Source organism: Lapillicoccus sp. (assembly GCF_046595215.1).
Lineage (GTDB): Bacteria > Actinomycetota > Actinomycetes > Actinomycetales > Dermatophilaceae > Lapillicoccus.
In genome coordinates, this window is record NZ_JBKJPP010000041.1 from 25,217 (window position 1) to 37,340 (window position 12,124).

The 12,124-nt window shown below is 71.6% G+C and carries 12 protein-coding genes and 1 other RNA gene; 8 read left to right on the forward strand and 5 right to left on the reverse strand.

Annotated elements, in window-relative coordinates; genetic code table 11:
- Positions 1-10: 10 nt before the first annotated feature.
- The 5 genes from ACLL9L_RS04040 to ACLL9L_RS04060 are packed head-to-tail and all read left to right on the forward strand — an operon-like array spanning position 11 to position 3,977.
- Complete coding sequence (locus ACLL9L_RS04040) at positions 11-880, forward strand: Nif3-like dinuclear metal center hexameric protein (protein ID WP_411283364.1); 870 nt, start codon at positions 11-13, stop codon at positions 878-880.
- Positions 835-1,626 (forward strand): zinc ribbon domain-containing protein, encoded by a 792-nt coding sequence (locus ACLL9L_RS04045; RefSeq protein ID WP_411283365.1) that lies wholly within the window; start codon positions 835-837, stop codon positions 1,624-1,626. The genes ACLL9L_RS04040 and ACLL9L_RS04045 overlap by 46 nt, the downstream gene beginning before the upstream one ends.
- Positions 1,626-2,339, forward strand: a complete 714-nt coding sequence (locus ACLL9L_RS04050) for a histidine phosphatase family protein (RefSeq protein WP_411283366.1) — start codon at positions 1,626-1,628, stop codon at positions 2,337-2,339. The genes ACLL9L_RS04045 and ACLL9L_RS04050 overlap by 1 nt, the downstream gene beginning before the upstream one ends.
- A gap of 13 nt (positions 2,340-2,352) precedes the next feature.
- Positions 2,353-2,778 carry a rhodanese-like domain-containing protein gene (locus tag ACLL9L_RS04055; protein WP_411283367.1) on the forward strand — a complete coding sequence of 142 codons (426 nt, stop codon included), beginning with the start codon at positions 2,353-2,355 and terminating at the stop codon, positions 2,776-2,778.
- A complete protein-coding gene (locus ACLL9L_RS04060; RefSeq protein WP_411283368.1) occupies positions 2,775-3,977 on the forward strand; it encodes an O-succinylhomoserine sulfhydrylase in 1,203 nt (400 codons plus the stop codon). The genes ACLL9L_RS04055 and ACLL9L_RS04060 overlap by 4 nt, the downstream gene beginning before the upstream one ends.
- Positions 3,978-3,983: 6 nt before the next feature.
- Here the strand turns inward: ACLL9L_RS04060 and ACLL9L_RS04065 are convergent, their stop codons facing one another.
- Both ACLL9L_RS04065 and ACLL9L_RS04070 read right to left on the reverse strand, forming a co-directional pair.
- Positions 3,984-5,081, reverse strand: a complete 1,098-nt coding sequence (locus ACLL9L_RS04065) for an SLC13 family permease (protein ID WP_411283369.1) — start codon at positions 5,079-5,081, stop codon at positions 3,984-3,986.
- Between the two features lie 4 nt (positions 5,082-5,085).
- Positions 5,086-5,832, reverse strand: a complete 747-nt coding sequence (locus tag ACLL9L_RS04070) for a YaaA family protein (protein WP_411283370.1) — start codon at positions 5,830-5,832, stop codon at positions 5,086-5,088.
- A 79-nt stretch (positions 5,833-5,911) separates the two neighbouring features.
- On the opposite strand from ACLL9L_RS04070, the gene ACLL9L_RS04075 reads away from it, so the two are divergent.
- The 3 genes from ACLL9L_RS04075 to ACLL9L_RS04085 all read left to right on the forward strand — a co-directional run bounded on the left by ACLL9L_RS04075 (position 5,912) and on the right by ACLL9L_RS04085 (position 9,574).
- The gene (locus ACLL9L_RS04075) at positions 5,912-7,393 is read left to right on the forward strand and encodes an RNB domain-containing ribonuclease (RefSeq protein WP_411283371.1); all 1,482 of its coding nucleotides are present in this window, start codon (positions 5,912-5,914) and stop codon (positions 7,391-7,393) included.
- A gap of 800 nt (positions 7,394-8,193) precedes the next feature.
- Positions 8,194-8,596: RNase P RNA component class A (gene rnpB / locus ACLL9L_RS04080), an RNA gene on the forward strand.
- A gap of 354 nt (positions 8,597-8,950) precedes the next feature.
- Positions 8,951-9,574: a hypothetical protein gene (locus ACLL9L_RS04085; protein WP_411283372.1), complete on the forward strand. Its 624-nt coding sequence runs from the start codon at positions 8,951-8,953 to the stop codon at positions 9,572-9,574.
- Between the two features lie 144 nt (positions 9,575-9,718).
- Here ACLL9L_RS04085 and ACLL9L_RS04090 read toward each other — a convergent pair whose 3' ends face one another.
- The 3 genes from ACLL9L_RS04090 to ACLL9L_RS04100 form a co-directional block, all read right to left on the reverse strand.
- Entirely contained in the window at positions 9,719-10,108 is a 390-nt protein-coding gene (locus tag ACLL9L_RS04090; RefSeq protein WP_411283373.1) for a response regulator transcription factor, read from the reverse strand.
- A gap of 49 nt (positions 10,109-10,157) precedes the next feature.
- Complete coding sequence (locus ACLL9L_RS04095) at positions 10,158-11,462, reverse strand: sensor histidine kinase (protein ID WP_411283374.1); 1,305 nt, start codon at positions 11,460-11,462, stop codon at positions 10,158-10,160.
- A 76-nt stretch (positions 11,463-11,538) separates the two neighbouring features.
- On the reverse strand, positions 11,539-12,124 hold a 586-nt coding region (locus ACLL9L_RS04100), incomplete at its 5' end, for a response regulator transcription factor (protein ID WP_411283375.1).

The window sequence follows — 12,124 nt, forward strand, 5'->3', positions numbered from 1 at the left end:
GGACCCGGCCGTGACGCTCTGCGACCCGGCGCTCACCCTCGCCGTCGTGGTAGAGGCCCTCGAGGGCCTCTACCCGCCGGGGACCGCGATGGAGTGGGACCGGGTCGGTCTCGTCACCGGTGACCTCGCCCAGCCGGTCAGGCTCGTGCACCTCGCGGTCGATCCCACCCTCGCGGTCGTCCAGGAGGCGATCGCCGCGGGGGCCGACCTGCTCGTCACCCACCACCCCCTGCTGCTGCGCGGCGTCACCAGCGTCGCGACGACGAGCGCCAAGGGCGAGACGGTCACGCGGGCCATCCTCGGTGGTCTCGCCATCTACTGCGCCCACACCAACGCCGACCTCGCCATGCCGGGAGTGTGCGACGCCCTCGCCGCTGCCTGTGGGCTGCAGGCGGTCGGACCCCTTGGTGAGGGCCCGTATGCCGTGGGGCGCGTCGGCGACCTGCCCTCGCCGATGAGCCTGCGAGCCTTCGCCCAACGGCTGGCCGGGGCGCTGCCCCCGACCGTGGGCGGCATCCGGGTCAGTGGTGGTCCGGCGGAGGAGGTGGCCCGGGTCGCGGTCGTCGGGGGCTCCGGGGACGACCGGTTCGAGGCCGTCCGGGCGGCGGGCGCGGACGTCTTCGTGACCGCGGACCTGAGACACCACCCCGTGCTAGAGGAGCGCGAGCAGACCCGCGGGGGGCGGCCGTTCGTCGTCGACGCCGGTCACTGGGCCAGCGAGTTCTGTTGGCTCGCCAGCCTGGAGCGGGAGCTGGCCCGCGCGCTCGCTGGTGCGGCGCACGCCCCGGGGTCGACTAGGTTGGACACCTTCATCTCAATACTGCGCACCGAGCCGTGGACCTTCGTCCTCGGTGCCAACGCTGCCGGAGGTATGTCCTGAGAGCCGACCCGACCCGCCAGCTGCGACTGCTCGACCTGCAGGCGGTCGACACCCGGCTGGACCAGATCGCGCACGCCCGGGCCACCCTGCCCCAGCTCAGGGAGCTCGCCGGCCTCGGGGACCGGGCGCGGCTCCTCGACACGGAGGTGGTCAATGCCCGCACCGCCCTGTCCGACGTCCAGCGCGAGGTGGACAAGGCGGAGGCCGACGTGCAGCTCGTGCGTGGTCGGGCCGCGCGCGACCAGGCCCGGCTCGACGCCGGCACGGGGACGGCCAAGGACCTGCAGGCTCTGCAGCACGAGGTCGCCTCCCTCGCCCGGCGCCAGGGTGAGCTCGAGGACCTCGAGCTCGAGGTGATGGAGCGTGCCGAGGCGCTCGAGCTCGACGCGGTCCGGCTCGAGAAGGCCCGGGCCGAGCTGACGGCCCAGATCGACGAGCTCGCCGCCACCCGCGACGCCGCGCTCGGACAGCTCGACGCCGAGGCCGAGCAGGTCGTCGGGCGCCGGAGCGGCATCCTGCCCGGAGTGGGCGAGGACCTGGTCACACTGTACGAGAAGGTGCGCAGGAGCAGTGGGGGCACCGGGGCGGCCGAGCTGAAGAAGCGTCGCTGTGGCGGCTGCGGGCTGGAGCTCAACCCGCACGAGATGAACCGGATCACCGCGGCGCCGGCCGACGAGGTCATCCGCTGCGAGGAGTGTGTGCGCATCCTCGTCCGCACGGCCGAGTCCGGCCTCTTCGGACCCTGATGACCTCCTCGACCCCGGGCCCAGTGGCGGGGACGGCGACGGCGGCGAGGACGGGGACGGAGGCGGCGACACTCACCGGCGCGACCCGCGTGCTGCTGGTGCGCCACGGTGTCACCGATCTCACCGCTGCCGGCCGGGTGGACGGGCGGGGTGGGTGCGACCCCCACCTCAACGCCGACGGGCGGCGCCAGGCGCAGGCCGTCGGGCAAGCCGTCCACGGTCTCGTCGCCCACCTCGGCCACGTCGACGAGGGTCCGTGCCGGGTCGTCACCTCCTCACTCGCCCGGGCCGCCCAGACGGGGGACGCGGTCGCGGCGGCCCTCGGCGTCGGCGCCGGGCGCGACGGCGGCTGGGACGAGCAGGGTTTCGGCGACTGGGACGGACAGTCCGTCGCCCACCTGCACGAGACGGTGCCCGACGAGCTGCGCCGGCTGCGTGAGGACCACGACTACGCGCGTCCAGGGGGTGAGTCGCTCGCCGTCGTGCAGGAGCGGGTCCTGACAGCCTGGGATCGGGCGGTGGCCCCCGGCGGCACCGTCGTCGTCGTGACGAGCCGCAAGCCGATCCTGGTGGTGCTCGCCCAGGTGCTGGGACTCCCGCCGCGCTCGTTCTGGACGCTGTCGACCGACCCGGCCTCGGTGACCGCGCTCGACCTCTGGCCGGACGGGAACGCGTCAGTGCCCTTCACCAACCGGACCGACCACCTGCGCTGACGGAGGCTGTGTAATGCTCGACACCATGACCTACGCGGGAGACGTCACCCCCCAGCAGACGTATGCCGCGCTCCGGGACGACCCCTCGGCACTGCTCGTCGACGTGCGGACGAGGGCCGAGTGGACGTATGTCGGCCTGCCCGACCTGACCGGCCTCGGCCGGCAGGTGCTGACCCTCGAGTGGCAGTCGTTCCCGGACGGTGCGCGCAACCACGGCTTCCTCGACCGGCTCGTGGAGGCGGGGCTCACCGAGGGTCGGCCGGTCTACTTCCTCTGCCGGTCAGGCGTGCGGTCGGCTGCCGCCGCGGAGCTCGTGACGGCGCAGGGTCTCGGCCCGGCATACAACGTCTCCGACGGGTTCGAGGGTCCGCACGACGAGCACGGCCACCGCGCCGTGGCCGGCTGGAAGGCCGACGGGCTGCCCTGGCGGCAGGGATGAGCGCCGCGGACGAGCCGACCCGGCGTGCGCTGCGGCCCGATACCCTCGCCGTGCGTGGGGGACTGGCACGGAGCAACTTCGACGAGACGTCCGAGGCGCTCTACCTCACGTCCGGCTTCGTCTACGACTGCGCCGAGCAGGCCGAGGCGGCGTTCAAGGACGAGATCGACAAGTTCATCTACTCGCGCTACGGCAACCCGACGGTGTCGATGTTCGAGGAGCGCCTGCGCCTGCTCGAGGGCGCCGAGGGGTGCTTCGCCACCGCGTCGGGGATGGCTGCGGTCTTCGTCGCGCTGGGCGCGCTGCTCGGCCAGGGCGACCGGCTGGTCAGCTCACGGGCGTTGTTCGGATCCTGTCTGGTCGTCGTCGACGAGATCCTGCCGCGATGGGGTGTCGAGACGGTCCTCGTCGACGGCACCGACCTCGAGCAGTGGCGCAAGGCGCTGAGCGAGCCGACAACGGCGGTGTTCTTCGAGACGCCGAGCAACCCGATGCAGGAGATCGTGGACATCCGCGCGGTCTCCGATCTCGCGCACGCCGCGGGGGCGACGGTGGTGGTGGACAACGTCTTCGGGACGCCGGTCTTCTCCAAGCCGCTGCAGCACGGGGCCGACATCATCATCTACTCGGCCACCAAGCACATCGACGGGCAGGGTCGGGTGCTCGGTGGTGCGGTGCTCGGGCCCAAGGAGTTCATCGACGGCCCCGTCAAGAACCTCATGCGGCACACCGGCCCGTCGATGTCGCCCTTCAACGCGTGGACGCTCGTCAAGGGCCTCGAGACGTTGTCGTTGCGCGTCGAGCGGCAGGCCGCCAACGCGCTCGCGTTCGCGACGGCGCTCGAGGCGCACCCGGCCGTGACGCGGGTGATCTACCCCTGGCTCGAGAGCCACCCGCAGCACGAGCTCGCCAGGGCCCAGATGGGCGGTGGCGGGACGGTCGTGACGTTCTTCGTCGACGGCGGCAAGGCGGAGGCGTTCGCGGTCATGAACGCCTTCGAGGTCATCGACATCTCCAACAACCTCGGGGACGCCAAGTCGATGGTCACGCACCCCGCGACGACGACCCACCGCAGGCTGAGTCCGCAGGCCCGCGCGGCGGTCGGCATCACCGACGGCACGGTGCGGATCTCGGTCGGCCTCGAGGACGTGCGGGACCTCATCGACGACGTGACGGCCGGGCTCGACGCCCTGCTTTGAGGGCGCTCAGGTGACGAGGACCAGCGCTCCCAGTGCCGCGCCGACGGCGACCAGGGCGCAGAGCGCTCCCTCCCGGGCGAGGTATGCCGTGGACACCGTAAGGTCCGCCGACCGGCACCGCTGACGCCACAACAGGGTTGCGAGTGACGCCCAGACGGTGACGAGCGGGCCGACGTTGACGCCCACGAGCAGGGCGACGAGGCGGACCGGGGCGTCGGACGTGACCGACTCGAGAGCGAGGTAGGCCGGCAGGTTGTTGACGGCGTTCGCTGCCACGGCGCCGACCGCACCCACCCGGAGCAGGGCCGCCGCTCCCGTGCCGGTGCCCACGAGCGAGGCCAGAGCCTCGCGCAGGCCGTGGCTCAGGGCGAGGTCCACGACGACGAACAGGACGCTGACACCGATGACCATCCGCCACGGCACCGAGACCCGGTGCAGGAGCGACCGGTCGCGCACCAGCACGGTGACGACGAGGACGGCCGCAGCGACCGCCGACGGGACTGCGGGCACGATGCCGGAGACGAATGCGGGCCCGAGGGCGACGCAACACAGGGCGGCGATGGCCAGCAGGACCCTGTCGTGCGGCTCGGGTGCGGCCTCCAGCTCGTAGCGCCCGCTCAGCGACCGCCGGTGCCGCACGGCGAGCAGCACCACGGTGGCGAGAATGGCGGCGATGGCAGGCGCCCAGGCAAGTCGGAGATATCCCGACTGGCCCACGCCGAGGAGATGCATGTGGTGCAGGGCAAGGAGGTTGGTGAGGTTCGAGACGGGCAGCAGCATCGACGCGGTGTTCGCGAGCCACAGCGTGGCCATCGCGAAGGGCAGCGGAGGCACGCCCACCTGGCGCGCGACCGTGATCGCGACGGGAGTCAGCAGCACGGCGGTCGTGTCGAGGCTGAGGACGATGGTGCTCGCGCAGGCGAGGGCGACGACGAGCAGCCACAGCGCCCACACCCGGCGTCGTCCGGCGCGGGCGGCCCAGTGGGCGGCGACGTCGAACACGCCTGCGAGGTCGGCAATCTCGGCGACGATGGTGATCGCGACGAGGAAGGCGAGGACGGGTCCGACGCGGGCCGCGAGGTCGACGAGCTCGGCGGCGGTCATCGCGTCACCTCGCGGTGGCGTCGAGGATCCACGGTGCTCCCGTCCGGGTCGGGGCAGAGAGCTCCACGTCGAAGCGCAGGCCGACGACGTCGGCCAGCGCACTGGGTGTGCGCACCTCGGCACCCACCCGGCAGAGGTGCCGGGCGACGAGGCCGCGGGTGTACTTGGCCAGGTGGGTCGCCCCGGGGACGCGGATCTGGACCCACCGCTGGGCCAGCGGGCCCTGCGGGACCCAGGCCCCGGCATACGTGCTGCTGCGGCAGTCGACGATGACGCCGCGGCCGGCGGCGCCGGGCAACACCGCCGCCAACGGTCCGCGCCAGGCGGAGGCGAGTGGGCCAAGGGGCGGGAGGTTGACCGCCATCGACAGCCGGTACGCCGGGATGTGGTCTCCCATGCGCACCGCGCCGAAGAGTGCCGAGACGACGAGCAGCCAGCGGTTGGCGCGGCGGCGGGCGGCGGGGTCCAGGGATGCGACGTCGAGGGCCTCGTAGAGGACACCCGAGTAGACCCGGCCGGCCGCCGCGGTCGGGGCCGTCAGCAGTCTGGTGTTGCGGGCGATCTCGGCGGTGAGGTTGGGGGAGACCCCCAGGCGGGTGGCCGCGTCGCCGAGGAGGCTGACGTCGGCAACCGCCTGCGCCACCGCCGCCCGGGTCTGCGACAGCTCGGGGAAGCTCAGCCGGCCGAGGTCGAGAGGGCGGCCGCGGGTCGCCACGGTCTTTCCCTCCGAGGGCGGCAGGAGGATGAGCACGGGGGCAGCCTAGGAGACGTCGGCGGTTGCCGGGGCCGCGGCCGGCGTTTGCGGACTACTGGTGCATAGGGTGGCGAACATGGCCCAGCACGTGATCCGCTACAGCCCGTCCACCCCGGTCCCTCCTGCGCCGCCGACCGAGCGGTCGAGTGATCGCCCGGTGGTTGCCGGCGACGCCTTGGCTGCACGGTTCGACGCGATCCGGGCTGAGCTCGACGTGCCGCGGGAGTTCCCGCCAGAGGTCCTCGCCGAAGCGGTCGCGGCGGCGGCCGAAGTCGTGCTGCCCGAGCGGGACGAGACGCCCGTGCCGTTCCTCACCATCGACCCGCCCGGGTCGATGGACCTCGACCAGGCGCTGCACATCGAGCGCGACGGTGACGGCTACCGGGTGCGTTACGCCATCGCCGACGTCCCGGCCTTCGTCGCGCCCGGGGGGGCCGTCGACACGGAGGCGCGAAAGCGGGTGGCCACGATCTATGCCCCCGACCAGCGTTCGCCACTGCACCCACCCACTTTGAGCGAGGACGCCGCCAGCCTGCTCGCGGGTCAGGTGCGACCGGCCTTCGTCTGGGACCTGCGGCTCGCGGGCGACGGAGAGGGCACGGCAGCCACGGTCTACCGCGCGCAGGTGAGGAGCCTCGACCGCCTCGACTACGAAGGTGTCCAGCGCGAGATCGACGGCGGGACGGGCGACGAGCGTCTGCTGCTGCTCAAGGAGGTGGGGCTGAAGCGGATCGAGCTCGAGCGCCGTCGCGGGGGGGCCAGCCTGCCCATGCCGGAGCAGGAGGTCACCAGGGACGCGGAGGGACGGTTCATCCTGGGGTTCCGCCCGCTGCTCGCGGTCGAGGACTGGAATGCCCAGATCTCGCTCCTGACGGGGATGGCCGCGGCCGAGATGATGATCAGGGCCCGGGTCGGGATCCTGCGGACGATGCCGCCGCCGGACGAGCACTCCGTCTCGCGGTTCCGACGTCAGGCCAGGTCGCTCGGCATCGAGTGGCCCCAGGGTGAGGCCTACGGCGAGTTCCTCCGACGGCTCGAGCGCGACAACCCGAAACACCTGGCACTGATCCACGAGGCGACGGGGCTTTTCCGCGGCGCGGGATACACCCCCTTCGAGGGCGCGGCGCCGACCCAGCCACTGCACGCCGCCGTCGCGGCTCCTTATGCTCACGTCACGGCTCCGCTTCGGCGGCTCGTCGACCGCTTTGGTCTCGTCGTCTGCGAGGCGGTCTCCACGGGTCAAGAGGTCCCGGTGTGGGTCCGCGAGGCGTTGCCTTCCCTGCCTGACCTCATGCAGGCGGGGGACAAGAAGGCCAGCGCCGTCGAACGGGCGTGCACCGACGCCGTCGAGGCGGCTGTCATGCAGTCGCACGTCGGCGAGACGTTCCCGGCCTCCGTCGTCGACCTCAACGACAAGGCCGGCGCGGTCACGGTCCAGCTCATGGACCCGGCCATCGTTGCCAAGGCCACTGGCGTGGCCGCGCTCGGAGCCGAGATCCGGGTGCGGGTCAGGGCGGCTGACGTCGCCACTGGCCGGGTCGAGCTTGAGGTCGTCTGAGGTCGAGTGCCCTTCCCAGCACTCGCGACTCCACGCCTGGCCTTCGGGGGATGACGGGTCAGGCAGCGAGGTCGCGGTGGTCCTGCGGGTGGGTGGTGTACGGGCGGTCCAGCGGTGAGCTCCAGGTGCAGACGCCGTCGAGGGTGAGCGACAGCCGCCAGCCGGCATGGTGCGTGAAGCCGTGGTGGCTGGTGCAGAGGGATGCAGGGTTCTCGATGGTGGTCTCGCCTCAGGGGAACACCCGAGGCCCGGCGGAGGGTGGCGACGTGGTCGGGCTGTCCTGCGGCCTGGCGGGCGTGGGTCAGGACCTCGTCCCGCGCCCTGTCGCCCGGGCTCAGCGCTGTGCCGCCCGTTCTCAGCGCCGTGTCGCCGGGGCTATCTGGGGTGTCACCGAGGCTCTTTGGGGTGTCGCTCAGGTCTACGACGTCCTGTCTTCCTGCGCCGCAGGGGGCGGGGATGACCAGGTCGACGGTGGTCGTGATGGTTGCCTGTCCGAGGATGAGGTTCATCATGGCGTCGGTGCGGGCCTGGGCGATGGTCAGGCCCGGGTTGCCAGCGGCGTACTCGCCCCCGAGAGCCTCGATCGCCGCCCAGGCCTGAATGGAGGTGTCGGCGGGCTGGATCGCCCACCAGGAGGTCACGCCGGGCACGGCCCCAGGTCGAAGGGCGTCGACTGTGCCGTTCCGTGTGCTGTGTGCCGTCTTCCGTGTGCCTGCTCTCGGGCCCCGGGGCGGAGGTGACCAGGGGCGCCCGAGGCTCGTCAACGGCATACGCATGCAGGCCCTAGGCTGGGTAGCGGATGAGTCGGTCAGGCGGTCGCGTCAGGTGAGCTTCGGCTCAGCTGCCGAGGAACGTCCGGGCTCCACAGGGCAAGGTGGTGGCCAACAGCCACCCGGAGTGATCCGCGGGACAGTGCCACAGAGAACAGACCGCCCCGTGTATCCGTCGGCCTCGGTCGGCAGGTGCCCGGGGTAAGGGTGAAACGGTGGTGTAAGAGACCACCAGCGCCCCAGGTGACTGGGGCGGCTCGGTAAACCCCACCTGGAGCAAGCTCAGACAGCATGCGTTCGAGGGCGGCCCGCCCGAGCATGCGGGTAGGGCGCTGGATCCGGTCAGCAATGGCCGGGCAAGATGGATGACCGTCACTCGGAGGCCGGCAACGGCCCCTGAGCACAGGACCCGGCGTATCGACCGACTCATCCACCCTCCATCACGGGCAAGCCCCGGGCTCCGATCCCACGCGCTCTTGGCGGCGCATCGCCCCGGAAGTCTGGGGAGGACTTCCGGGGCGATGCGCGGGCAGAACGGTCGGGGCCCGTTCCACCGGTAGGTGGTTGTCGCTACGGGCAGTGCGGTGCGGTCACCGCGGCTGCACCGGATCCGACATTGCCGACAGGCAGGAGCCCGGGCCGAAAGCTGCTCCGGGACCCATCTGTCGTGGAATCCACAATCGGACCGGGCCCTTGAGAATTCCTTGGGCCTCTGGTTTACACAGGAGATTGAGCCCGAGGTCTTCGTCACAAGGATTTCTCAAGGTGGAGGCGCGAGGCTGCACGCATGTCTCTCCGACGGACCCGCCATCGCGCGAACCGGCTGGTTGTTGCCCTCATCGGCGTGGAGCTGCTTGCCGCAGCCCTCGGCGGGTGGAGGGTTGTCGCCTCGCACGCCTCCGCCCCGCAGACCACGCTGCATGTCGGCGACGCCACGTTCACCGTGATCCAGACGGAGCAGGTCAGCGGCCTCAGCAACGCCGACCTCTCGGGCATGTCTCACGGGATCCCGGGGCTCGTCAAGGACGACGAGACCCTGGTGAGGGTCTCGGTGACGGTCTCGGCGGACGGGTCGGCCACCGACTACGACCCGAGCCGCCTCCTCGTCTACAGGTCCGGCTCGGCCGTCGGCGAGCCGCCCGTCGGTGGATCCCTCACCCGGGGCCGGTTGAGCGCGGGCGGCAGCCTCGAAGGCTCCGTGGCCTACGTTCTCCCCCGCTCGGCTGCCCAGATCGCCCTGGGGACGGGTCCGGACAGTCCGCAGATCCCCCTGGTCCAGATCGAGGGTCCACCGGTCCAGCTCGAGGGCGTACCGTCCGACTCCGGCGCCACGGACCAGCCGCACGACGACAGCGAGGACCACCCGCACGGCGACTCGACGACGGCCGTCCCCTCACCCGCAACGCCCTGAGCGGGAGTCCGCGCGTCACGGCTTCCACGCGTCCGGGTGGGCCCCAGGCGGCCGGTATGCCCTTCGGGGAGGAGACCTCGCCCGTCAGAACGGGTCGCGCGTCGGCGCAACCCGCCTACCTCTGGGTGGCCGGACCGCGCGGAGTCAGGCGATCCGGCTGTCCACCTGGCTGTCCGCGGTGGTGTTCCGGATCGCCGCCAGGAGCTCGGACGTCTCGACGTCCTTGATGAGGTATGCCGTCACTCCTGCGTCGAGCGCTTGGCTCACCAGGTCGGCTTCGGTGTGCCAGGTCAGCATCAGGACCCGCGTCGTGGGGCGCGATTCGAGGATCTGACGGGTGGCGCTGATGCCGTCGAGCCCGGGCATGGACAGGTCCATGAGCACCACGTCGGCGTCGGTCTCGCGGGCGAGCGCCACGGCCGTGTCGCCCCTGTCGGCCGATCCGCAGTGGACCAGGTCCGCGTGGTCGTCGAGGACCGCCTCAAGGCTGAGTCTGACGAGGGGGTGGTCGTCTGCCACCAGGACACGGATCACGACGACCTACCTCCCGGGCTGGACAGGGGTGTCCGGAGTGCCCTGGTCCTCACTGTGATCGGCCGACCTTGCGAAAACCTTGGCCGCCCCGATTGTGCCCGACCGTCTCAGGGTCGGTCAGGTTGACGGGAAACCGGGCCGTGAGGACGGTCCCTCCGACGGAGGCGTTGATCACCGTCAACGAGCCGCCGATGTCACGCAACGTGTCGCCGAGCAACCTGAGCCCGACGTGGCCCGTGGGTGCGTCACCCGGTCCGATTCCCTTCCCGTCGTCGGTGACGGTCACGACGTAGACCGACCCGTCGCGCCCAGCCGTGACAAGGGCATTCGCGGCACCGGCATGCTTCACGACGTTGTGGATCCCCTCCCGGACGATACGGTAGGCCAGCCTGATGACGGTGAGCGACTCCTCGGGGACGCTCGACACCTGGGCCGACATCGTCACGCCGGACAGCTCCGCACGGTCCACCATGTCCTGGACGGCGCTCGCCAGCTCGCCCTCGGCCAGGGATGCCGGATAGAGCTCGGTCAACATCGACCTCAGGGCCTCGACGTCCCGTCGCACGAGGGCGCTCGTCTGGTCGAGCACCTGTCGCGCCCTGTCTGCCCCGGGTGTGAGCGACGCGGCGACGGTGGGGAGGGCGAAACCGATGCCGGCCAGGTCCTGGATCACCCCGTCGTGCAGCTGCTCCGCGATGCGGTGGCGTTCCAGCTCCGAGGCCGAGAGGGCGTGCTGCACCATGACCCCCCGTTCGGCCAGCCCGCGGTCGACCCGGCGAGCGAGCGACATCGCCAGGGGCAGGACAGCGAGCTGGAAGAGGATCAGCGAGCCGAGCGCGAGCGGCACGAGCGCGCCCAGCAGGGCCCGCTCCGCGTCGTCGGCCCGGTCGAGGGACCAGTAGGTCGCGACCACGACCGGGACGGCGTCCGCGTCGAGCGAGCCGGCGTAGATCTCTAGCAGGCGGCCCTCGCCGGTCTCCTCCGCGATCTCGGACCTGACGAAGGTGGACACCCCGCCGACCACTCCGCCGGTCGCGAACAGCTCGGGGACACCGGGATCGAGGGGGAAGGTCTTGCCCACGACCTGCGGCACGTCTGACCACATCACGGTGCCGTCCCTGCCCAACACGTTGATGTGCGTGATCGACCCGTCGCGTAGCCGGCTGCGCATGACGTAGTCCAGAACGGCGATCTGCTTGACCTCTCCGGCGCGGACGCCCTCGTTGACCAGGGGCCCGGCCACCCCGTCGGCGAAAGCGGAGCCTCGCAGCAACGCTTCATGCAAAGCCGCGTCTTCGGCCAGGTTCTTGGCGACCACGACGCTGGCGAGCCCGACGAGCAGGAGTGCGAGCACGCTCCCGACGATGAACCGGCGCAGGGCACGCCGGACGACCGAGGGGGTGGCCCGCTGGTCGTTGCCCGTCGGGTGCCTAGCCCGTCGCGCCCACATGGATGAGCCCCCGCCGCACGGCGAGGACGACCGCCTCGAGCTGTGAGTGCGCCCCCAGCTTGGAGAAGACGTTCTTGGCATACCCTCGGGTGGTGTTGAGCGAAATCCCGAGCTCGCGCGAGATGGCCCCGAGCTCGAGACCGGCGGCGAGCATCCGCAAGACCTCCAGCTCACGCTGGGTGAGCCCCGGGTCCGTCGTTGGAGCGTCCGCCCGCACGAGGTTCTTCAGCAGGCGGGGATGGACCGCAAACTCCCCGCGCCGGGCGGTGCGCAGGGCCTGCAGCGTCTCGGTCAGGTCCCCGTTCTTGGGTAGGAGCGCGCAGGCGCCGGCGGCGGCCGCCCTGCGCAGGAGGGCGTTGTCGACGAAGGCGGTCAGCACCACAACGCGCAGATGCGGGAACCGGTCGGTCAGCGCCGATGTGGCCGCGACCCCGTCGCCGTCGCCGAGTCGCACGTCCATCACCACCAGGTCCGGCTCCAGGGACTCCGTCATGGCGATCCCGGTCCGGACGTCATGGGCTGTGCCCACGCACTCGAGATCCCCCTCTTGGTCGAGGGCTCGTGAG

What these genes read in the sequence shown, in the direction of transcription:
- ACLL9L_RS04050 (WP_411283366.1), top strand. Translation starts at nt 1,626, where the DNA reads ATGACCTCCTCGACCCCGGGCCCAGTGGCGGGGACGGCGACGGCGGCG.
- ACLL9L_RS04075 (WP_411283371.1), top strand. Translation starts at nt 5,912, where the DNA reads ATGGCCCAGCACGTGATCCGCTACAGCCCGTCCACCCCGGTCCCTCCT.
- ACLL9L_RS04060 (WP_411283368.1), top strand. Translation starts at nt 2,775, where the DNA reads ATGAGCGCCGCGGACGAGCCGACCCGGCGTGCGCTGCGGCCCGATACC.
- ACLL9L_RS04055 (WP_411283367.1), top strand. Translation starts at nt 2,353, where the DNA reads ATGCTCGACACCATGACCTACGCGGGAGACGTCACCCCCCAGCAGACG.
- ACLL9L_RS04085 (WP_411283372.1), top strand. Translation starts at nt 8,951, where the DNA reads ATGTCTCTCCGACGGACCCGCCATCGCGCGAACCGGCTGGTTGTTGCC.
- ACLL9L_RS04065 (WP_411283369.1), bottom strand. Translation starts at nt 5,081, where the DNA reads ATGACCGCCGCCGAGCTCGTCGACCTCGCGGCCCGCGTCGGACCCGTC.